At 41.3% G+C, this 24,274-nt stretch carries 15 protein-coding genes; all 15 read right to left on the bottom strand.

Annotated elements, in window-relative coordinates; translation table 11 throughout:
* Positions 1-13 precede the first annotated feature (13 nt).
* Positions 14-721: a DNA alkylation repair protein gene (locus ACYH0O_RS03905; protein ID WP_482631229.1), complete on the bottom strand. Its 708-nt coding sequence runs from the start codon at positions 719-721 to the stop codon at positions 14-16.
* 86 nt (positions 722-807) lie between these two features.
* On the bottom strand, positions 808-1,020 hold the full coding sequence (locus ACYH0O_RS03900) for a helix-hairpin-helix domain-containing protein (RefSeq protein WP_426890937.1): 213 nt from the start codon (positions 1,018-1,020) through the stop codon (positions 808-810).
* Positions 1,021-1,182: 162 nt separating this feature from the next.
* Positions 1,183-2,427, bottom strand: a complete 1,245-nt coding sequence (locus ACYH0O_RS03895) for an MFS transporter (protein WP_482631228.1) — start codon at positions 2,425-2,427, stop codon at positions 1,183-1,185.
* 716 nt (positions 2,428-3,143) lie between these two features.
* Positions 3,144-4,397 carry a helix-turn-helix domain-containing protein gene (locus ACYH0O_RS03890; RefSeq protein ID WP_482631227.1) on the bottom strand — a complete coding sequence of 418 codons (1,254 nt, stop codon included), beginning with the start codon at positions 4,395-4,397 and terminating at the stop codon, positions 3,144-3,146.
* A gap of 290 nt (positions 4,398-4,687) precedes the next feature.
* Positions 4,688-8,914 (bottom strand): S8 family serine peptidase, encoded by a 4,227-nt coding sequence (locus tag ACYH0O_RS03885; RefSeq protein WP_482631226.1) that lies wholly within the window; start codon positions 8,912-8,914, stop codon positions 4,688-4,690.
* Between the two features lie 816 nt (positions 8,915-9,730).
* A complete protein-coding gene (locus ACYH0O_RS03880; RefSeq protein ID WP_482631225.1) occupies positions 9,731-13,576 on the bottom strand; it encodes a S8 family serine peptidase in 3,846 nt (1,281 codons plus the stop codon).
* Positions 13,577-14,601: 1,025 nt separating this feature from the next.
* Complete coding sequence (locus ACYH0O_RS03875) at positions 14,602-15,642, bottom strand: glycosyltransferase family 4 protein (protein ID WP_482631224.1); 1,041 nt, start codon at positions 15,640-15,642, stop codon at positions 14,602-14,604.
* A 2-nt stretch (positions 15,643-15,644) separates the two neighbouring features.
* On the bottom strand, positions 15,645-16,877 hold the full coding sequence (locus ACYH0O_RS03870; RefSeq protein ID WP_482631223.1) for an O-antigen ligase family protein: 1,233 nt from the start codon (positions 16,875-16,877) through the stop codon (positions 15,645-15,647).
* Complete coding sequence (locus tag ACYH0O_RS03865) at positions 16,864-18,333, bottom strand: oligosaccharide flippase family protein (RefSeq protein ID WP_482631222.1); 1,470 nt, start codon at positions 18,331-18,333, stop codon at positions 16,864-16,866. The genes ACYH0O_RS03870 and ACYH0O_RS03865 overlap by 14 nt, the downstream gene beginning before the upstream one ends.
* A gap of 24 nt (positions 18,334-18,357) precedes the next feature.
* On the bottom strand, positions 18,358-18,963 hold the full coding sequence (locus ACYH0O_RS03860) for a P-loop NTPase family protein (RefSeq protein ID WP_482631221.1): 606 nt from the start codon (positions 18,961-18,963) through the stop codon (positions 18,358-18,360).
* The gene (locus ACYH0O_RS03855) at positions 18,947-19,693 is read right to left on the bottom strand and encodes a YveK family protein (protein WP_482631220.1); all 747 of its coding nucleotides are present in this window, start codon (positions 19,691-19,693) and stop codon (positions 18,947-18,949) included. The genes ACYH0O_RS03860 and ACYH0O_RS03855 overlap by 17 nt, the downstream gene beginning before the upstream one ends.
* 4 nt (positions 19,694-19,697) lie before the next feature.
* Positions 19,698-20,630, bottom strand: a complete 933-nt coding sequence (locus tag ACYH0O_RS03850; RefSeq protein WP_482631219.1) for an NAD-dependent epimerase/dehydratase family protein — start codon at positions 20,628-20,630, stop codon at positions 19,698-19,700.
* Positions 20,631-20,678: 48 nt separating this feature from the next.
* Positions 20,679-21,638 (bottom strand): pectate lyase family protein, encoded by a 960-nt coding sequence (locus ACYH0O_RS03845; RefSeq protein ID WP_482631218.1) that lies wholly within the window; start codon positions 21,636-21,638, stop codon positions 20,679-20,681.
* A gap of 13 nt (positions 21,639-21,651) precedes the next feature.
* Positions 21,652-23,016, bottom strand: coding sequence for a sugar phosphate nucleotidyltransferase (locus tag ACYH0O_RS03840; protein WP_482631217.1), 1,365 nt, complete (start codon positions 23,014-23,016; stop codon positions 21,652-21,654).
* Between the two features lie 17 nt (positions 23,017-23,033).
* On the bottom strand, positions 23,034-24,260 hold the full coding sequence (locus ACYH0O_RS03835; RefSeq protein ID WP_482631216.1) for a glycosyltransferase family 4 protein: 1,227 nt from the start codon (positions 24,258-24,260) through the stop codon (positions 23,034-23,036).
* Between the last annotated feature and the right edge of the window lie 14 nt (positions 24,261-24,274).

Raw genomic sequence — 24,274 nt, 5'->3', positions numbered from 1 at the left:
TTTTCATAGTCAATTAACACCTTACATACTTCCGCTTAAACCCGATCTTCCCTTTCTCCACTTGCTTCTGAATATCATCGGCAGCCTTCAGGATACTGTTCTTCTTCGTCTCCCGCTTCATTTCCACCGGTCCAATCTCTTTTGCCGTTTGGAGGGCCCGTTCATGAAGAGGTACATATGAAACTCCGACTGTAGTGACGAAATTAGACATCGCGGACTTCGTACGTTCTGGCGCATCGTGGATGGTCTCTTTCACTTTCTCAAGCATACCCGCAAGCTTCGTTTCCGAAAACTCTTCGTCCTTGCGATTCCCGAGCAGCCAGCAGTAACAGCTCCATCCCGCTGACATCTTCAGCTCTTCCCCGCTTGCGATCCACCTATCGGCAACGTCTTGGGCGATGTCGGCTTCAGCCAAAGTGACCGCCACCACGTAATCGGACAGCATATAAAAGTACGCCCCGTCGATCCAACGGTCAAAGTCTGCCTCCGTCATGGCCTTCGGATCGGCAATGACGCCTGCAAAGTACATGGCGTCGTAGTTCCCTGTAGCATAAAGCTCCTCAGCCAACGCCTGATCCTTCTTGATTTTCTTGGCGATTGGTTTCATCGCACCTGTCGCGACGCCAAAGACCGGCTCGTGGGCACCATTGGATATGTACATTTTCTTCGATCGTTCCTTGCCCAGCGCTTCCAGCTCTTGCATTACCGTTTGTGAATCCATTCTATCCACTTCCTTTACTATATAGGTTGTCCATCTTATCATTACTAAAATGACTTATATGAATCCCACTTTTTCATTAAACCTGTTTATGATTTTTTGGCAAAAGACAGCCCTTTTTCTTTCAGAGCCTCATTCAGAATTCGAACTGCTTTCGGTCCTACCCCATGAATCTTCAGAATATCGGATTCCGACACGCTGGTAAACTGCTCAAGGCGATAAAATCCTGCGTTATGAAGTTCACGGTTCGCGGGCTTACTCATCTTAGGCAATTCACTTTCTGGTGTTGGGTTATTGCTCATGCCCCTGTCCCCCTCTCTTTTCATCTGTCTTGCAATACAACTAAATCGAATGCTCCTGTTTAGTATAAGTATTCTCCCTAAATATTGCTGTTCCTTTATTTCATGACAGAAAAAAGAGCTGCCACAATGACAGCTCTTTTTAACAGGTGATACAGATTACATTTATTCAAGCGCAGGGGCAGGCTTCCCTGCTTCGATCAACACTTGGTCGCGGCCCAACATGATGGAAAGGAGGATGGTCAATACCCCCGTTCCGATGAGAAGCCATTCAATGGCAATGACATCTGCCAAGGGTCCGAATATCAGCATTCCAATCGGCATCATCGAGGTGGAGATCATACCCATGACACCGAAGACTCTTCCCAAGTAATTCTCTTCGATTTTCTCCTGCAGTAACACCATTGTCGGTGTATTGAAAATCGGCATAGCCACTCCGAATAAAGCCATGAATACGAGATAGAACCAAAAGACCGGAACGATACCAAGGGCGAAGGTGCAAAATCCCATAATCAGACTTGCGAAAGTCATCGTCGCAATCTTATTTTTAAACCCGCCCCAGGAAGCAATGATGGCTCCACCTGCCATCATCCCGATGGAAAAGGCAATTTCGATGGCCGTCAGTCTCCAAATATCGTCGCCGAAGCTCCTGGTTACCTGCAGCGGAGTCAAAAAGGCCGCTGGTGCCATCAGAACAAAAAAGATGGAGAAAAACAGGAAGAACTTCTTCAGGAACCCATGGCTGTTGACATATTGCAAGCCTTGCTTGAAGTCACTGAAGTAGCTCGTTGTTTGTTTGCCCGCTGCCTTCTCATGCACCGAGATTTTTAAAAAGGCCAGCAGTGTGATGATTGCAATGGCTGCCGTAATGACATCGATGAAGAAGATGATTTCAATCGATGCCATCCCGAGTAATGCCGCACTGACCATTGGGGACACGAACATAATGACAGCTTGAATGCTTCCATTTGCCCCGTTCACCTTCGTCAGCTTCTCCTTCGGGACAATCTGCGGCAAAATCGCGCCGACAGCAGGTGTCTGAATCCCGGTTCCAAGAGCCCGGACCGCTGCCATGACAAACAGAAGCCAAATTGAATCGTATCCCATTAAGAAGAGAATCGCGAGAACCAACGTTGAAGCCGCGATAAGTCCATCCGATAAAACGATCAGCAGCTTCCGGTTATACCGATCCGCCCAGACACCCGCAACCGGGGACAAAAGAAAGGTTGGAATAAACCCGCAAATGATGAACAACGTCATCATCAACCCGGACTCCGTCGTTAACGTGATATGCCACATAATCGCGTATTGCACCAGGGACGATCCGAATAACGAGATCGTCTGACTGCTTAGAAAGAGAATGATATTCCTTAACCAATCTTCCTTATGATTTTGATTTACTTTACTCATTTCCCACCAACTCATTTCTATTATTTAGTATAAAAACAAGCCTTGCCTATACGTTATTTTTAAAGACACAAAAAAGAGGGGAGACTCCTCCCCTCTTTAAAAATACCGACAAATACAGGTTTCCTTAAAAATAGACAGATCAATCCCATTGCTCTGAACATAGGCAGAGCCTTCAAACGTATTCAATTAACGAGTGAAAAGCGGGAAACGCAATCTGATTGATGCTGTCAACAGGAAAACCTCCATTTCATTTATAAGTAAGATAATCATAGCAGAGGAATACTGCTAGGGCAATCGTTTTTTGGGAAGAGGCTCATCAGCTAACTCTATGCCCCATTCAATTCTTAATGAAAGCCTGTTTTTTAAACTTTGTTGCTTTTGAAAAAGCGAGTAATGGTTGATTTCCGCTCCAGGTGCTCGCTTTCCGCGGGGCGTGAGTTGAGCCTCCTCAGGCTTTGCCCTGTGGGGTCTCAACTTTCCCGCAGGAGTCGAGCACCTTCCGCTACAATCAACTTTCTGAGCATGTATCATTAAAAGAAATAAATAAAAACAAGAACGTTTTCAAACAACCTCATTTAAGGTGAGTAGAGAATGATTTCCTTTTAATGAGGATTTCTGTTTGCTTTTTCAACCCTTCAATCAATATTGAATCTGTATCCCCTATAACCTATATTCCTCTTCTATTCTCACATCGTAAGCAGTATAGTCCCATTCGTTCACTTTGACTCACCGTCAACACCTTCATCCTTATTAAATGAGAGAAAGGCCAGTTCCAAAGCCTTCTCTACTTCATTCTTTTTATAAAAATAATGAAATAGTTCCTTCTCTGAGCGTTGAACTAAATAGGCAAATCCATACTTTCTATAGTAAGGCAGACCTTCTGTATATAAATAATGAAAATACTGATCTTGTCTTCCTTTGATTAAATACAATAAAAGGTTGAACAGGATCATAAATAATTCCTGGTGCATTTCCGTCGCTATGCGTAATCCCTCATTGGTCAACTGTATCAATTTTGCCTTTGATAATAGACCTGCCTCGAACGAGCAGCGGATATAGCCTTCAAAAGACAATAAGTATTCACTCGACTTCTTATTCTTTATACTGCATGATTCTTTATATAGCTCGCTTGCCTTTTGATAATTCTTTCTAACATAATAGAGGAACGCTAAATTATGTAAAAGCTTCGATTTTCTTCTGATGGCATTACAAGTGACACAGCTTTCAATTAACGCTTCATATTGTTTTACTGTTTCTTTGAAATCATGGTGCTGATCAAATTGGAGTTGGACTAGCATGAGCATTTCAGTATCGATTACTCTAAGAAAGTTGTTACTTTTCTTAAAATAGATCAATGCTTTCTCTGCATAGTGGTAGCACATAATTTGAGAGTTAAGATTATGATAGGCAACGGCAAGATGATAATAATATTCAGGATTATTGTATTCATTTTGCTTGATTGTTTTTAACGTATCGATTGCTTTGACATAGTCGCTTTTCGCTATGTAATACATCCCTAGTATTTGTTTAAGCAAGTTCCTCTCATAATCGGATAAATGAAATTCGATTTTCCGGACATCATTTATGATCTCCTTTGCTTTATCAAGATTATAATGAATGAGTTCGTATCTTATCTGGAGCAAACTGTAGAAATGTTTATAGTTGGAAATATGAAGTAACGGCGCATTTTCAAGTTCTTTCTTGATAACTTCGACTTCTGGGAGCCCCTCTTTAATCATCACTTCATGCCAGCGATCAAGAAGCTCTTTGATTTCGTAAAGCTTCGCAAGTTCCTTGTCCAAATCAATACCCAAACGATCGGCAATGTGCAGGATCGTTTCAGAGGAATACTCTGTTAACCCTCGTTCAATTTTACTTAAATGAGTAACAGAACAAATTCCACTACCTAGCTCTTTTTGTGTTAATTTAGCTTTCTCACGATAAAACTTTATGATATTCCCCTCAATCATCCGAGCCCTCCCATTCTGCCTTTAAGACCATTTATTCACTTTTGTAATAAGGTAAAGTGTAATTGCCCATTTAGTAACCATTATACACTTTTCTAACTATCACTCCCACATGCCAGGGAGTTGATTCACATGCTGCTTCAAATGGAAAATGAGAACGAAAGAAAACCTCCCTTATTCAATGTAGGGAAAAAGGGAGGTGAAAAAATTTGATTTAGTCTCTTATAAAGCTTCCAATAATAAGTCTCTTGAAAGAGGGCTTATAAAATGCCCTTTCAGTCTTCTCTACATTACTATTGATTTAATTCCAATCCAACGGAACGGAATAATTTCTCCAAAGTAACTTTTCCATGCTTTTCTTTTGGCTTTTTGTTCTTTTTAGCACCTTGTCCTTTTTCCAAGAAATTCTTTTCAATGAAACGAAGATCCGTTTCATCCACTTTTCCATCTTGATTAATGTCACCTTTATTTACTCCTACGCCTTCTTTTCCATAAGAGAATACTGAAATAATGGCGTCATTAATGTCAATTATATTATCTCCATCGACATCTCCAGCTAATTGCAATCCCGGATACATTCTTTCTTTTACTCCCAATACATCGCCATTCACCTCTTCACCTACCGTAACTGTCGTGTGGGATTCAAAGTGTCCTGGTACTTTCACCACTACATTATAGGTCTCTTCAGATGCTGGAATACCGTGAATTTCAAATATTGATTTAGATGATTCCATCAGCTCACCTTCATATTTAGTTCCATCAGGTGAGGTTGCAGTAATTTTAACACCTTTACCATGTAAATCTACATTTACCCACCCTTCTTCATGAAGGAATGCTTCAGGTCCTAAATATCCCCAGACAACAGAGTGTTTAGGCACTATTTCTAACTGATCTGTAATAAAGCCTGGAACTTGTACAACTTCCTCTTCTCCAGATTTATGATATTTAGCTTCTGTAAAATTAAATGGAGAAATATAATCATAAAACTCGTCATTCGTGACCTTGAAGGTAACATCCAGAATAGGCATATCGCCATCTGCCCCTTCTAATGAATCCCCTTCTAAAAATGCACTAACAGGGATTTGATTCTCCCAAAGGTCATGTTTGATTTCGCCAACTTCCACTCTTGTGCTTAATTTCTTTCCATCTGCGAATTTCTTAAATTCCGGGTTTACTTGTGCATCAACGAACTCATAGTATGAATTTTGGTAACTAAGTTTAAACTCTCCACCAATTAGCTTCTCTACATTTTTCATCGTTAAAGTCACAGTTACTTCATCACCCAAGTACAGTTCGTCCTTATCAAGATCAGCCTTAGCATATTTTTCGCCTTTTTCTATGAAGTAATATTTATGCATACCCTTCCCTTGATCTCCTGCTGTGGCTGCATCAAATCCATAGAAACCAAAGTCAACGTATTGACCGTTAGCTACTTCTTCTGGAGTAACACCGAACTTAAAGCTTCCGTCCGCTTCAGGAGTAAAATAATGAGTCGGGAAGCCCCAGCCCTTACTATCATAGCCCACAACCGTATTCAATCCTTGGTCAACAGGACTCAATTGTCCATCCAGATTATTCCTTATTTCCTTTAATCCTTTTTCTTTCATAACATCTACGTTTGAATCGTAGATCTTTCCATTAAACCACGTGACCCCTTGTTCATCATCCTTGTTGTACTCAATTTCATAAACGCCGGGCTCTTTTTCCATTGTTATTTCCGGCACTTGATTATCAATGAATACATAATCTGATGGCTTAAACATTTCTCCTTCTTCATTTGTCCCGATGATTTCAAGTTCATATGCCCCATCAGGCGCCAACACCATTTCCTCACTTATTGGGTTTTCTTCGTCCCCTGTAAATGGGTAGTATGCTCCACTACCGAAGACAAATGGTACTAAAAAGTCAACACCAAGCTGTTCGTTTAAGAATTCCGTATTAATCCAGCCTAGATAGCCCAGATATTCACCTGTATCTCCATCTTTTACGACTAAATCCATGGTTTCCATCGGACTTCTCAAACCAACATTTAAGAACGTTGCAGGGACGCTCATATGTGCATGATACATGCTGGCGTCTGAAGCAAACGCAGGTCGGTCGACTGAATAATTTATTCCTCTATCAGCCACGATTATGGAGAAAGGAATCTGATATTTCTCGTGTTCGTTATCCGCATTTGTAAAATGGATATAGCCTTCATATGTTCCTGCCTCTGCTTCTTTCGGCACTTCAATACTTGGTGTCATTTCAACCTTACTGTTAGCCTCTACAGAGACTTTGTCATTTACAGTAAAGACAAGGCCATTCGTTTCTGCATTATTTGCACCTGAAATATCAGAAGACAATAGTTCTACATTTACATTAAAATCTTTCTTTTCATCACTATCATTCTCTAATTCTACTGTTCTGCCATCTGCCGTTGATGAATCTTTTTGTTTATAATGATACCCAAAAGCAATGGCTCCTGTGATATCATCAATGACAATTTCATTAAAAGATTCATCTAAAGATACCGTTTCATCCATTACTTGAAGTTTCACTTCAGAATGAACAGCATTAGTTGGGTCAACTCTGCCGGCACCTACTTCAAATACACTGTAATCTTCACTTAAATCGTCTGCTGTATTCATTAATGCCGTTTTCACATCAAATGGTGAATAGTCAGGGTTGTTTTGAAGGATCATGGCAGCAACCCCAGCGGCATATGGTGTGGCCATGGAAGTTCCAGACAATCTTTCATACGCATATTGGTAATTTGAAGGATTTTCCTTATCGTTAATATAACCTGGCACTGTCGATAGGATACTAACACCTGGTGCTGTAATTTCAGGTTTAATATCGTATGTTTTTAAGGATGGTCCACGAGAACTGAAGTCCGCTAATTTATCTCCTTCAGTTTTGATCTCACTGATTTCCTTAAATGTAAACAGGTTCTCTTCGGCTAAAAGTTCTTTTAGTCTTTGCCCTTCTTCCTTCGTCAAAGTGAAAGCAGGTATGTAATCAATACCTTCACCAAAATAGTAGGAAAGCTCTCCGTCAACATTATTCCATATGATGACTGCACTCGCTCCTGCATTTTTTGCGTTTGCAATTTTTTCATTAAAAGAAAGTGAACCGCGTTCAATCAGTGCTAATTTACCAGAAAAATCTTTCCCACTAAAATCCTCGGCATAACCTAAACCTGCATCCACCACCTCTAGGGATGTATTTGTCAATTCAGCTATTTTGTCATCAAAATGCTTTGCCATTAACTGAAGATTATATGAATCTTCCCCCAGTTCGCCTTTTGCAGTGGGAATGCTGATAGAAACATCACTGGCTCCCACTGTTATGGCTAGTGGTGAGGTTCCAGGAGAACCCACTGTAAAGTCATTCGGACCAGAATTTCCTGCAGCTACCAGCGCTACGGTTCCTGCGATCATCGCATTATTTAATGCAACAGATGTTGGATAAAGAGGATCATTTACTGTAGCTCCAAGCGACAGGTTAATAATATCCATCCCATCTTGAACCGCTTTATCAATACCCGCCAGAACAGAACCAGTAGACCCCGATCCATATGGTCCTAACACACGATAAGCATGTAAATCCACTCCGTTTGCAACACCTGTGATGGTATGTCCAGAATCATTTTGACCTTGCCCTGCAATAATGCCGGATACATGTGTACCATGAGATGTCCAATATGGAGAGCCATTCCATGTTTCCGGCCATGAAGCAGGATCCAGACCTTTCCACTCTTCATGAGTAGCTTCCATTGGATCATCATCATTATCTACAAAGTCATAACCGCCTTTGTACACATCCTCTAAATCTGGGTGATTATAATCAATACCAGTATCCAGTACTCCTACTTTTATCCCTTCACCATTGATTCCCTCATCATGAAGTCCATCAACTCCCAAGAAAGGAATACTATCATTCATCTGTGGAGAAATAGTCTTTTTATCATCTACCGGAAGGTCCAGCTGTATCTCTTGATCTACCCAAACAGCTTTAACTTCTTGCAGTTCGATGAGTTCCATTACCTCTTTTGCCGGAAGTGTCATCGAAACTCCGTTAAACGCATTTTTATATTCCTTCTTAATCTTACTCTTTTTTGCTGATTTTGATTGGTTGATTTTTTCCTTAAACTCTTTATGGGACTTTTCCACTTTTTCCTGAGCATCTTCCAGTCGCAGCGCTGAAACGGATTTTCCTTTTGCTTTCTCATTTGCGACCTGTACAGCTGCAGGGTCTACTTGAAATTGAACGATAATATCCAAGTCTTCTTCATTATTTAGATTGACATCGGATGAAATACGTAATTTAGATGCTTCATCCGAATATAAGTTATCAAACTGCAATCTTTGCTGCTCTGTCAGGCCCTTCAATACACCTTCCACATCCGAAATTCCCGTTTGATCATTTGGAGCCTTTTTCAAGTAATCTAACCCCGTTGCCATCGAACTCATTGGAGTCATCAATAAACTTGCACTCAAAGCAGCTGACGCTACTCCCTTTAAAGTAGTAGACTTCACTAAAATTTTCCCCCTTTAGCCTTTTTTCAACCTAAACCGACAATTCCCGTTTTTTCTCTTTCAGAATGACAACTCAATGCAACTAGTAAATTATTACCAATACTTTTCGATAGCCAACTCCTTTTTTTATTCTTTTGTGAATAATCTAACTATTCACTCTGAATGTTAGCATGGTGCCTAATACACTGTAAATCGGGGTTTTGCTGCTGTAACACGTACGAACCTGTCCATTTGATTCAGTTCTATATAACCAAATAAGTTTTGCTCAAATAGTTCTAAAGACTTATTTTTGTTGTTTGTCATTTGGGGTAATGTAAGATAAATGTGTGGTGGTATTTTCGTGGTTGAGGATCTTAATCTCGAGTGAAGAACTTGACTACATGTTAAATGAGGCTGGGACAAAACTAAAAAACCACGATAAAAAGACGGACAATAGAAGTGTAGGTTCTTCATACCGCTAATGATTTCCGTGCAAGACTACGCTTTCCGCGGGTAGCCCGTGAGCCTCCTCGGCAAGCCTGCGGGTAAAAAAGCGGAGGGGCTTCGCTCAGAGGCGGTTGGCATAAGGCAGATCGGCCTTGAAGGCGTTCTTTTCCTTCATGGACGATCTGCCTTATGACATTTGCCTCTAAGCCCTATAGCTGGACAAGTTCACATAAGCTACTTTCCCGCAGGAGTCTTCGTCTTGCACTCCAATCAACCGCTGGAAACAGCTAAAATCAAATGATTCGGAAATAAATAATAAACCCGAACAAATCTGCCTTAGAAGCAGGTTTGTTCGGGTTTGACTTAGGATAAAAAACTTTTGTCCCAGCTTTAGTGTTTTACGGTTATGGTCTCCGGTTCTGACGTTAACGAGAATCCTTTATCATCCGTACCAGTTACCTTTACATAATACTCTCCATCAGGGTATTCAGAACTCGGATTCCACTTTAATCCATAAATGGAATGTTCATTTTCAATATCCGCATACTCTATCACGTTGCCTTCGGCGTCTAAAATCTCTATATGCCAATCCATTCGGTTATAACCGAAGACTGTGATGCTGGCAGGCTTGTTTTGGTTTACGTTTGTACCGGAAACATTCCACCATTGGATGAATGGTCCAGCATGCAGTAACTCCTCATTTCCTGCATAACCGAAACCTGTATTATAGAAATTATCAACTGCTAATATCATGACAATCTCAGGTTTAACATCAGTAATATACTCTTTTTCACCACTTTCCATTAAATCATATATAGAATCATGATCATTTATCCAAAGTATACTTCCAAGATAGTCACTTTCTTCTTTCACATCCCAGGTAATTTTATATGTCCCGTCAGGTTGATCGGTTACCTTTATATTCTCTACCTCTGGTGAAACAGAATCGATCTTAAACGGGATTTTGGTTTGCTGAGATTCTGCTCCCTCATAATCTAATGTACTTTCGTATACATAGTAATAATTACCGTCTGGGAGATTATTCCCTTCGTCATCCTTTCCACTCCAAAACAATCCATCAAAGCCATAGTAATAATCCCCATAGCTCATAATATTCTTCCTGAAGGAAAAAGGACTTCCATCTTCCGTATATTCACTAAAATTCGTGATATGAGCAACCTCATTTCCTTGTTCATCTTCAACCTTTAGTGACATCTCCTTCAGATTTCGAAACGCCGTAAATGAAGGGTACATACCAGTCGGAAGCGATTTATGGGAATAGCCTACCTTCTCTTGATCAAATGAATTGGTATACAAATCAAAGCCTAGTGGATACTGAAGCATGTCATTCCATAACACTGTATAACCTAAGTATGGGTCTCCATTAACTGGACTTTCATCAATATTATCAATGGAATCCCAGTTGCCGTAGAAGCCCATATAAGGCATTGTTAAAGAAGGTGTTTCCTCGTTCTTAGGTACAAGTCTTACAAATCCTTCTACGAACTGATTGTCTCGGAATTCCTCTGGAAGTTCTACCGAAACGTTTAATTCTACGTCTTTGTCTTTCATTGAAATTGTGGTTCCGTTTTGATCGCTTATTTTCTCCCCATTGACTTTAACGGATGCGTTCACTACTCGTTCGCTGGATAGAGTAAGGTACTCGTTGCTTTCGTCGACATTACCATCTTCGTTAACATCGAATTCCTTCGTCACAGTACCATCTTTTAGTACATCAACATATACGTCATATTCTGTCGGTTTTGCTACTTTAACAGCAAATGGTACTTGATATTTCTCCGAATCATCCTCTTCATTTACAAACGTGATATATCCTTCATAAATACCTACACCCGCTGTTTTTGGCACGGATAAGAAAACATTTGTTTTCTTCGACTTTCCAGCTTTCACTTTTACCTTGTTCGAAACGGAAAACTGTACTCCATTCTTTTCCTCGTCATTGGACAGTTCCGAATATTCAATTGAGGACGTAAAATTCTTATCCTCTGAACTTGAGTTTAATATTTTCAGAGAAGCATGTTCCCGGATGTTGGATCCTTCTAAAAACTTAGTCTCAAAGTTCAGATTTTCCATTGATTTATCGCTCACTTGGAAGGTAATTTCGGAATCGGCAGGATCCGTTTCCTCTTCATCCTGAAATACGCTGAATACGTTGCCTTCAAGTGGATCTACTGTTAATGAAAAGTTAAAGTTGTTTTCTACTTCTTTCAGTGCAACAGAAGCTGCCTGCTCAAGCGGCGCCCCTGTTTGCTTCAATAGATAAGGCGTCTCCACTGCCTGCTCAATTTTCATGAGCCCGGACCCTTGGCGTCTTGGTGAATATGGTACATTTTCACCATTCGGATCTTTTAAAATTTCAGACGTGTTCATTAGAGCCGTTTTAGCTTTCAATACTGTTTCTTCATTTTTCGGAAGTCCCAACTCCTGGTAGTATTTCTGCAGAAGCAGTGCTGCCCCTCCCGCAACATGTGGAGTCGCCATCGACGTTCCATTCCACGTTTCATACTGATTGTTTAGAACAGTAGAGCTTATTTTCCCACCTGGAGCTGTAATTTCCGGCTTAAAGCTTAGATCTGTTGGTGAACCATAAGAGGAGAAATTTGACATTGGCTCGTTAACAGGGTTTTGCACCCAAAGTACTTCGGGTGATAACTTGGCAGTAATCTTTTCTCCGTTTTGCAGCCTCTCTGCTACCTGAACAGACTTGTTAATGTCCGTTGTCACTGCCGGGATTGTGTAAGGAGAAAAACGTACAGTGGCATAAGGTCCTTGTTCACTTGCTGGAATTAGAATAAGAGCAATTGCTCCTTCTCTACTGACATTGAATTGAGCTGATGAATAGACACTATACGCTTGGTCATACTTTGCGATAGCGATTTTCCCTTGTAGGTCTATCCCTTCTAAAGCTTCTTTAGAGGTATCACCAACAAAGACCAATTCATACTCTTTATCTGCCTCTAAAGAATCAATCAGCTTTATAGAACTTGGCTGAAGTTGATACCCGAGTAAACTTCCATCGTTTAGCTCGATCGCATCGATTCTCATCATGTCATTTTCAGAAGAAGCAACCTGAAGAGCAGATTGAGATACCCCAGGGTCACCGACAAGTCCGATATCTGGATTTTTGGCTAAGGGTAATAGAGATCTTTCCAGTAAGTTTTGCTTCGTGCTATAGGAAGCATTACCTGCAGCCGCAACGACTAAGACCCCTTGTTCTGTCGCATATTCAATTGCACGTTGAACAGGATCATTTGAGTCAACCATCCCTGCATCTGAACCTAAGCTTAAGTTGATAACGTCGGCCCCAAGCTCTACCGCATGATAAATACCAGCTACGATGTCATCATCGTATGCAAAACCTCTTGTATCAGAGAAGACTTTTTCAGCTAATAATTGAACGTCCGGAGATACCCCGACTGCCTTCTGCTGAGTTTCTTCATAGGCCCCTACAATTCCAGCCACATGTGTTCCGTGGGAATCACTAGCCGGGATGACATTATTATCTTTATCTGCCCAGTCATAGCCTGTCGGTACTTTGTCTGTATACCACACATCATTTACTTCTGTGTCATCAAGTTCCGCTTGAACGTTCTCTTCATTAAACTTGGCTTTCTTCTTCCCTTTCTCTGAAAGCTTCATGGCCTCATGACGATAATCGATTCCTGAGTCTACAATCGCAACGACCATTCCGTCACCGCTGTAATTATATTTTGTCCAAACATTCATGGCTTCGACAAGTTCATTGCTCTTTACGTCCATGTGTTCATACGTTTTAGCGAGGCGAATATCTTTTACGCCTTCAGCTTCTTTCAAGTTCATAGCTTCTTCCCTCGTCATTTCCATACTGAATCCATAGAATCCTGTGGAATACGTATGTAAGACTTTAATGTCGCCACCTTTCTTCTTCATAAACGTATTCTTCACTTGCTCAACCAGCTGTTCAGGTGCTGATTTCGCTTTCTCATCAACCTCTACTTCAACGATTAAACGAACCTTCTCATTTGGATTGATCGTCGTCGAATCCTGCCCATATAACGGGTGGTTATCTTCTCCTTCTGTCAAGTCAGAAAAAAGCTGATCTTTTTCCTTTACCTTAGACTGTACTGGCCCCTGTTTCGACTGATATAATTGAGCACCAGCTGGTGTAACGAAACTGCTAATAAGTAGGACAAACATGATTACGACCGATAATCTTCTTTTCAATGAACCCTTCATATTCTCACCCTTTTCAATTACTTAATATTTTACATATCTAGTAGTCTCATAGGTGCTGAGTATGCCCAAAGCCTGTTTTGCTCGTGCTTGGGATATTTACAGGAATGGCAATCATGGTAACAGAACGTACTTTGCCATCATGCAAAAAACCCCCTCACCTCCCTTCAATCAGAAAATAGTGCATACCACTTTTTACTATTTTCCTAATAAAAAGAGCAATCGGCTATCGGGGTTTTTCGAAGGTTTATATTTCTCTGTATAGGTAATTACTCCCACTCCCTCTAAACCTTCCACTCACAACATAAGCAAAATTAAGTGAAATTTATGAAAAAACTCTTATTTTGAATTGGCTTTTTTTATTTAATACGGGAGATTATGCAGACTATGAGCGAAAGGATTAAATTGAAATAAGGAATTGGGCTCATACGATTACTTACCTTCTTACGGGGAGAAGATGAGTAATATGAAATAAACGTATTAAAGCTAAGAGAAAATCCAGGCTGTCTGTTGGCTTTGATCAATATATATTGCCGAAATCTAAGGATTAATAGGACCAAATGGAGAAAAGCTTCATGTTAGTCGTTCATTAATATGGTCAAAAATGAGGCTGGGACAAAACTAAAAAACCACGATAAAAAGACGAACAATAGAAGTCTAGGTTCTTTATACCGCTAATGATTTCCGTGCAAGACTACGCTTTCCGCGGGTAGCCCGTGAGCCTCCTCGGCAAGCCTGCGGGGTCTCACATAAGCTACTCTTCCCGCAGGAGTCTTCGTCTTGCACTCCAATCAACCGCTGGAAACAGCTAAAATCAAATGATTCAGAAATAAATAATAAACCCGAACAAATCTGCATTTGAAGCAGGTTTGTTCGGGTTTGACTTAGGCTAAAAAACTTTTGTCCCAGCCTCTTCATATTCAAATCTAGTGCCCATTAATGGGATGACCTTTATAACATCGTTGCTAAAAGGGCCACCTTCTTCATTATCCCCAGCATTATTATGCTTGATTGTTGATTATGGTAATTTAATACTGTTTGAAAGTGTGCGTAACCATATTCGTGGAGGTGAAATTACTTACTACTTTCTGACGGGCAGCAGAAATGATCATCTTCCTTAGTTCACAATTGGATTTTAATGAGGAGATTTTTTCACAAAAAGCTTTGACGCTATGACTGTTTACCATCATTCCCGTTTCCCCGTCTACGATGGCTTCGGATATCCCTCCCTTGTTAATGGTTATCACAGGAGTGCCTGTTGCCATTGCCTCTAGGATGACCATGGGAAATACCTCCCTCTCTGAGGTAAGCAGGAGTGCATCCATCGATTGGATAAACGAATGGGGTTCTTGTACTTCACCGAGTAATGTTACCCGATCGTTGATTCCTAACTTTTGAATCTTTTCCTGGATAGACTCCCGTTCTGGCCCGTCGCCTGCGATATAAAACTGTAAATCTTTTTCCTCTTTCATAGTAGCGACAATTTCTAAGAACAAGCTATGATTTTTTTCTGGAGACAACCTCGCCAGGATACCAACTTTAAATATCTCTGGCTGAGGCTTTTCCGTGAAAGGGAACTTTTCTAAATCAACCCCATTGTAAACGGTGGTGATCTTTTCTTCCTTGACCCCGTATTGTACGAGTACTCTTTTCTCGTACTCACTTACCGTAATGATGCCTGTTACACAATGATTCATCAAGGACGAAAATAATTTCGGGAATTTTTCAAGAGAAGTAATATTATGCTTGGTATAGACAATTTTCATCTTTCGATTCCAGGCAAGCATCCTTAAACATCCTGCATACAAGACCATCCGCAGGCTGTTCGCATGGATGACGTCGATTTCCTGCTTATTGATATGCCAGGTGAGTCGCCATAAATTCAGAATGTGATTTTCCCTGGATAATTCCATATAGTTATGTTTATTGGAAATTTTATCGGTAAGTTCTCCTCCACCTGCAGCAGAATAAAAACGGAAGCCAGTGCCGGTCATTTTGTTTTCCAGCTTGATGAAATAATTTTCTGCTCCACCCATGGTCAATTTATCTGTCAGCATCAATACGTTCATCTCTACCCTGCCTCCTTTATGGTATGTACGTTTTCATTGTTCAAGCCATTTTCTCTTTCATAGGAACAGTATGTAGATAAGATTGCAAGAAATAGTAAGAACATGTCATTAAAAATCAGAGACAGAAACATCATCTGAAAAATGAAGCCAAGGAAAGTCAAAAAGAGAAATGGATGCTTCCTATGAAAATTGGCTTTGAAAATTTGAAAGAGTACGGTGAAGACAAACAGGACATAGATAAGTAGTCCGATAAGCCCCGATTCTGTCAAGATTTCCAGGAATGTATTGTGAACGACAAGTTGATCACCGTATTTAAAAGCGTTATAATCGGCGAAGTTGCTTGCTCCAATTCCGAACAAAGGATTGGATGTAAAGAAATCCCACGCACGTCCCCATAACTCAAGCCTTCCACTTCCTCCATCATTGGAAAAGTCCTGAAACCTGTTCTGAAGGATATCCAGGACACGGAAACCCAGAAGGTAGCTTGCCACCCATGCAATGCTAAGGAAAGAAAAGGTGGAAATAATTAACCGCCATTGGTTAGCAGGCTTGTTCAGGATAAAATATACCATGAAGATTACCATAAGAATCAACAATCCACCTCTAGAAAACGTGAGTACACTCGTTATTAAGCACAAAAAGAGCCCGAAATTATTTTTCCACGAGTCACGTTTACATAGATAGAAAGTAAAAAAAAGAGTATTATAAAATACGAAATAGTTCGGGTCCTCTATCAGGCCGATTAATCTGGGGTAATCGCGGTCAAACCAAGCTCCATATCGTATCACTCCGTCTCCAAGTAAGGAAAACCCATTGCTTTTCAACCCCCACACATAAAGGAGAAGACTCCCACCATTAAATAGAAGCCCAGCATTCGCAATCCCGTTTTCCAGTTCCCTCTTCTTGAACATGCCGAGGATTCCTTTCATAAGGATATAGAATATGACATATAAAATAATCCCAAGCATAACTCTTAGGCTGGAAGTAGCATACAGGGAAAAAGCTCCGGATAATACATACACCAAATAGAAGAAAAGAAGCATCACCTCAAAAACCTGCAATTTTTGAAATCGAAAGAAAGCCGCAAGGAACAAGACGAGAATGACTAAATACATCATATACGGTTTGAACGCGAAGCCTATGTATATGTGATACTTGCCAAGCATAACTGAAAACAGCAATAGAAACAGCATCAGGCTGTTTCGCGGTAAGTTAGTTGCATCAGGATACCCCATCGTGTGCCTCCTTTCTGAATTTCACCTTCCATTTTTGGTACAAAGGAGACTTTCTCCAAATTCCCATGCTTTTCTTCCTCCATTCCTTGTCCAGCCCTGCAAGGGAAAGAATAAGGATAAAATGAATACAAAAAGCAAGGATCGGGAAAGAAGATAAGAATAATTCTACCGCCAAAAGGCTGAGAAAAAAGGAACTCAAATATGGGAAGACTGCTCGTTTGAACAGGATAGTCCGATCTGGATGCCAGAACAATAATCCGAATAACAGGACCAATTCAATGAGAACTCCGGCTGTCGCTGCTCCTGTCAAACCGTAAAATCGACTGAATACAGTATAAAAAAGCACCCCCGATGCCACGGCAATAGCCTGTATAATCATCCTTCTCGACTGGAGCGCCCTAGTCGTCAACCCATCCCCCAGAGCGATGCTGACTCCCTGAAAAACCATGACCAAGGATAATACTTTCAGTAAAAACGCAGCCTCCATCCATCTCTCCCCAAATAAAAGCGCGATGACAAAAGCAGAAAGATGGTAAAAAGGTATGGCGGCCAGCATACCAACGAGCCCCATCAATTTCACCTGTGAGATGCTCTTCCTTACATGCTCCAGATGATCACCAGCCTGGAATAAACGGAATAAGACTGGATAAAATGCGCCGGCAATGATAAAAGGCACTTGTTGCAAAGCCTGTGGGATCCTGTAAGCAACAGCGAAATAACCGACTTCTTTCCATGACAGTGTCTGTTCCAATACAATTGGACCGATATGAGGGAGAAGGATAAACAATAAACCGGTCACCATAAAGGGAACCCAGTTCTTGCGCAGCTCTTTATAAAATGACGATTTGAAGGAAAATGTCAGATTTTTCGCCGTCAAGTATATTCCAAAACACCCTGCCAAGAAATAGGATGATCCATATAGGAAAAAGACGATCATGGGATCTATGTAAAACCATTTCCCGACCATGATAACGGTAATAAGCAGCCCTGCGGAGATGATTCGTATTAATCCGGAATATTGCATCTTCTCCAGCATCTGAAAATAGGTAATACTGATGCTCTGCATGGATATCCCGATTACAAGCGGAAGAATCAGGGAGTAGGATAGTATAATCAATTCCGTGTCATTTTGGTAAATCCAATGAATTAAAAGGAATCCAATCACCATCGTTGCCAGTGTCAATGCTAGGCGCAGTTTAATAAAAGAGGCCATGATTTCAGAAATAGGGGCTTCTTTTTTCGCCCCTTCACGTAAGACAATCTGGTTTAAGCCAGCTTCCGACAAATAAGCCATGATCATAGCAAAGGCGAGAACCACACTAAATCTTCCATAATCATCTGTGTGGATAAAAGAGGCAAGAACAATCAATGATGCTGCATTCATGATGCTAGATAGCGCGGTACTGTAAAATAGATGAAAGACATTCTTCACAATGGAATTTCTATTCTCCCTCATGAATGGTAACCCCTTCGTCATGAGTCATTGTTGGTAAACCACACCGATTACTTTACATCCTGCTGCTTCAAGTTTGGCTTGGATTTTCCTTATATCTTCGGTTTTATCCTTTCGTTGAAGGACCAGGACCACCTCCCTGCACTCTTCAGCAAGCAGCTCCATTTCAACACCGGAATGTAAAGAAGGAGCAGATAATACAACCCGATCATAGGTCTCCTGCCAAGACGCGACATGCTGCCTAAAAGAGGGTGAAAGCCAGATATCTATCGGCTTTCCGGAAGAATTGTTCGCCAAAACCACATCCAGACCAGGCAGAAAAGTCGGGAAGACGGTTTTTAACGGCTCTTGATGAATCCCATCAGGTTGCTCCATATGGAACCATTCATGGAGCGAAGGTTTCTTCCAATCCCCTTCCACAAGAAGTACTCTTTTCCCTTGAAGCGCAATAGCTGCCGCAAGTTCTGCGGTAATCATGCCTACTGATTTTCCAGCAGGAATCGAAGTAACCATCAGCACTGAAGGGTGATGCTTCTCTACTTTGCTACTGATTACCTTCATTTGATCAAAGTTTATAATCCCCTTCTTTTTTTCGTCCTTTCCACAAATGATATCTTCAATGGGACTTTGCATGGATTTCTCCTCCTTTTCCCACATTTCCTTTCGGCTCTCTAAACTTTTTTCGGTAGACTTTCGGAAGATCGTCTTTAGTGGATGCCACTACACCTAACACTGGCAAACCCAATTCCTCTTCAATTTGAACTATACTTTGTACGGAATCATCCCAGTGGTCTTTTAACAAAGCCAATCCAATACCACAAAATAATCCCACCATCGTTCCTATCATTAGGTTTACGATTGGGTTCCCCACTTTTTCCGGTTTGTTTGATCCTTCTTTTTTATTGAGCATTGTTATATCTTCCATTTCCAAAGAACTCTTCATCTTTTCCACTGAAGTGGCGGCCAGAATGTGAGCAAGCTCCCCGGACCGTTCCAATTCAGTATCTCGTATAACAATAGAAATAATCTGGGAATCCGCCTTGTTTTTTACTGTGATTCTGTCCTCCAGCTCCTCCCGGGAAAGGTGGAAATGATCCTGTACATTTTCCAAGACAATCGGACTGGTAATAAAATCAACGGTTGAAGCAATTAGCCTGTTAATGGTTTGGGTATCCGTGTAAACCTCCCCATCATGACTGAAATTTCCTATCAGGATATATTCTTTTGCTTCATAAGTAGGCTTTAATAAGAAAAAAATAGCTGCGCCACTCAATAGCGAAATGCAGAGTGTAGTGATCAAAATGGTCGCTACCCTTCGTTTGAATATACGGAAGAATTCTTTAATATCCATCTGTTCCCTCATGAACTCACCCCCTCAAACCTGCAAGAGATTCTTGCTGATAGAAACGAACGGTTTCTAATAGTCCTTCTGGAAGTGAATGGCAAGGTAACCAGTGCAGCATTAATTGCGCTCGATCATTTTGTAATACACTTGAGCGAATGTCCCCATCTCTTTCTGGTCTTAAAATAGGCTGGATAGGCATCCCCGTAATGATTGCCAATTGCTCAATGATTTCTTGTATTGATGTTTCCTGACCCGTCCCTATATTAAGGGTTTCTCGATTACCGTTAGTTAACGCGGCAACATTTGCACGTGCTACGTCTTTGACAAAGATGAAGTCTCTGGTCTGCTTTCCATCCCCAAACATCATAGGTGATTCTCCTCGGATTAATTTCTCGATAAAGACGGCTATGACTCCAGCTTCTCCCCGTGCATCCTGTCTTGGCCCATAAACATTGGCGTAACGTAAAATGGAATAGTCAAGATGATGGGTTTCTGCGAAAATTCGGATACACTTTTCCGCGTGCCCTTTGGTCAGCCCATAAAAGGATATCGGCTGCAGGGGGTGGGCTTCATCAACTGGAAGATAGACCGGGTTTCCATATACGGCTGCGGTAGATGCAAATACAACTTTTTTGACATTATGACGAACACAAGCTTGTAAGATGTTGAGTGTACCAACAATATTTTCTTCACAGTCATATAAAGGGTCAATGAAAGAGTGACTTACAGAAACTTGCGCAGCCTGATGAATGACATAATCCGGCTCCTCTTTGGCAAAAAGATCATCTATATTCCTTCGAATATCCTGCTGATAGAAACGCACTTGTGAAGGAATATTTTTCAAATGCCCTGTCACTAGATTGTCTAGCACGACAACCTCGTATTGTGAATCTAATAGCTCTTCCACAATATGCGATCCTATAAAGCCCGCCCCACCAGTTATTAACACTTTCATGGCAACCTTCCTTCCGATATTTATCTTAGAAAATCCTATACCAATCGGTCACTCTTCCAAAGCTGATAATTGGTTACCCCGCCCCTCATCTGCGACCCTGTCTTTCGATAGATTCAATTTCAAAAGATTTTCCGACGAATCTTTGGTCAATTCTATTAAGGCTTGACGATCTTCCATGAAAGCAACGTCCCACACCATACCCTCTATGATATTATTGGATCCAGATAGAATCACTGCTTTGTCCGTTCGCTCTGTCAGCTGGATCTGCAGATTTTTAAACATATTCCCCGATGCCTCATTCGGAATGGTAACAGCGCTGTTGACCTGGATACAGACTATGCAGTCATCCAATGTCATATTGACGAACCTGTTACCATTTATGAAATTGTAGTCCTCTCCTCCCTCAGGCGATGTAGCTTCTAAAAGTACCGCCGAGTGAAATCCACTTACGTTCACTCCCGAAACATTCACAAAACTGATAAATTCTCCAGATGATCCTGCATTAAAAAAGATTCCTTTTCCCCGATTAGTACCGCTGGAGTTGTACAACGTTACATTTTCAATATGAATTCGATTGGTCGTCCAGACCTGTTCTTTACCACTAACATAAATCGCAGCACCACGGAATTCAGGAGTGGTAATTTCAATGGTTCCATTCGTAATCGACGTTTTTTGCTCTACCTCCAATACGTTGAAATTTCCTTCAACCAAAAGTTTCGTAGCTATGCCCATTTCGAGCGTGACTCCTTCTTTCAATTTCAATCCCCGTTTCAGTATGTAGGTCTTCCCAAGTAACTGGACAGGCAGATTGTCGTTTTCGTAGCTATAATCAATTGCAGCTTGGATGGCTGAAGAGTCATCCTGTTGATCATTTCCTTCCGCTCCAAACGCTTCCACCCTGACACGGCCAGGCTCTCCAATAGTCTCCCTGGTTAATGAGCCAATTAACAGCACGACCGTTGCCGCAAGCAGGACGATGGTTACAATATATATATACTGCCTCTTCATATCTATTCCCCGCCTATGAGTACTTCGAATACACTTGCTTCTTCGAGACCACGTCAAACCTGTTTTTTCTTCGGTACTCCATTAGATGTTCCCCGCTCCGGATGACAATCAATTCCATATCACTTCCCGCCTTCCAGGAATAGGATTTTCCTGATGGAATCGTAAGAGTGGTTCCAGTGCCGACCTTTGAGAATTTATCATTCAAGAACAGTGTTCCTTCCCCCTCCGTTACCGTCCACACTTCCCGCTCCCCTTGACCCTGATCATTTAAATTCCTGCCGGCGGTCAAATGGACTTTTTCCGTAAGTGTTTCTGCCCCTCCTTCCTTTTTGCTATACTCAAGAACTCTGCTCCATCCCCACCAGTATTCTTCATACATTGGACCATCTTGGAAATGGGAAACATACTCCTTGATTTTGTGGCTGCTCTTTTTATCCGTCACCAACAATCCATCAGGGCTTGCAGCCACCACGATATCCTCCACTCCAATCAATATGATGGGGATTTCCAATTCATTCACGATACAAGATTTCATTACATCATTACTTATGACTCCATTTCCAATTACGGGGGTTTCCATTTCATCCGTCAGGGTGTTCCACGTTCCAAGATCTTTCCAGTAACCTGAATATGGAATGGCGATAATATCCCTCGCCTTTTCGACTACTTCATAATCAAAGCTATTGGATTGGAGCTGACCATAATACTTCAGTAAAGCATCATACTGGACAGGGATATTTTTACGTTTGAGCAGTTGAATCATATAACCCAGCCGGAAACTAAACACTCCACAATTCCAAAGTGCCCGCTGATGGATCAGCTTTTTTGCCGTGGTCTCATTTGGCTTTTCACAAAACTTGTTTACATTAATAAAGTCGCCTGGCGTTTCACTTCCCGGAACGATATACCCATACTTTTCAGACGGGTAGGTCGGTGTTACCCCCAGTAGAGCTAAATCAGCACCACTCTCGTGCAGAGCACGCTCAAGCTCGGTTATGGTTTCAAAAAAATGATCTTCCACGAATGAATCAACTGGCAGTACGCCTATGACCTCATCGAGGCTGCATCCTTCCACGGAATAAAGATATACGGCTGCTAATGCGATTGCAGGAAACGTATCCTTCCGCTCTGGCTCGACCACCACGGGAATATTCGAACCGAGCTGGGTATGGAGCATTTCCACCTGAGAACTACTTGTTGTGACAATCGCCTCATCTGCAAGGTTAACTTTCCTGAGCTGCCTCCAAACACGCTGTACCATTGACTCCATCATTCCATTTTCATTTTTCAGGACTTTCAGGAATTGCTTGGACCTAGCATCATTGGAAAGCGGCCATAGCCGCTTCCCTGAGCCTCCTGATAACAATACAATCCGCATGTAAACACCCTCTTTCACTAATGAACGAGCATTTGTACCATTTTTTCTGATGCTTCAGGATCTCTATGCATAACGGTATCCTTCCAGGTTTGGATCAACCTGGCACAGTTATTTTCCCAGGAGTAATTGCTGTGGACAAAAGCTTGGCCGGTCACAGCATAATGTTCTTGTAATTCGGGACTTTCAATCAGATCTTTAACAGCTGCAATTATCCCTTCTTTACTTCCCGTGCAAATCAGCTCATCCCCCCGCCTTCCTGAAATCCCCTGCAAAGCTATAGGAGAAGCAATTGTCGGAAGTCCGCACGCCATCGATTCCACAATTTTGTTCTGCATTCCTGTACCTGATTTCATTGGATAAATACCAATTTGCGCCTGGAGTAGTCGACTGCATATATCTTCAACAAACCCGGTCACCACCACATTATCTTTGCCATGCAAAGCTGTCACTTTCTTTACCGGATCCTTTCCGACAATATAAAATTGGTACTCCGGATATGCCTGATGAATATGTGGCCAAACCTCTTTTACAAAGTCAACAACAGCTTCGACATTTGGATAGTATTGCATGTTTCCATGAAAGAGGATGATTTTTTCCTTTGTGATGTTAGGATAATGGGACAGATGATGTTTCGTGATAGAGGTTCCATTTGGATTTACGACAATATGTTTGTTACTTAAGTATTTTTTATCACTTTCAGAAACGATCATGGCCCGGTCAAATTTCTTTAATATATCTTTCTCATATCGTTTCATCAGTTGTGACTCCAGCAGGAATAATGGCTTTAGCCAATTGCTTTCAGTTTTGGCACGCCGCTCCATATTCAGTGACAGAGCATCAATCATATCGATACATTTCGGGACATTAATATCGATGAAATACTCGGCAACCCTGGCAGTCTGCACGTGAATAATTTCCGGGTTAATCCTTTTATAAATATCCATCACTCGTTCTTTTACTTTAGGATGAAAAAATAGGTTGACTTGAATCGGTTTAAAGTTATAAATCGTTTTTAACGACCTGAGCAGGTTTAGGAGTGGATGAGTAGGAAATAGGATGACCTCCTTACAGTAAGGGGCAAGTTTATCCCTAATGAACTCCCCTTCTTGCTCTGATTTTACAAATGTAATCAGATGAACTTGGTAGCCATTTGCTTTTAGTTGCTTGATTTGTTCCCACGCAATCAGCTGGTCCCCTTTATGCGGAGGGTATGGTGGCCTGGAAGACATATACATTACGTTCATTAATGTTCCTCCTA

The sequence above is a fragment of the Rossellomorea sp. H136 genome, from assembly GCF_056838065.1.
This window is presented reverse-complemented; position numbering and strand designations above follow the sequence as displayed.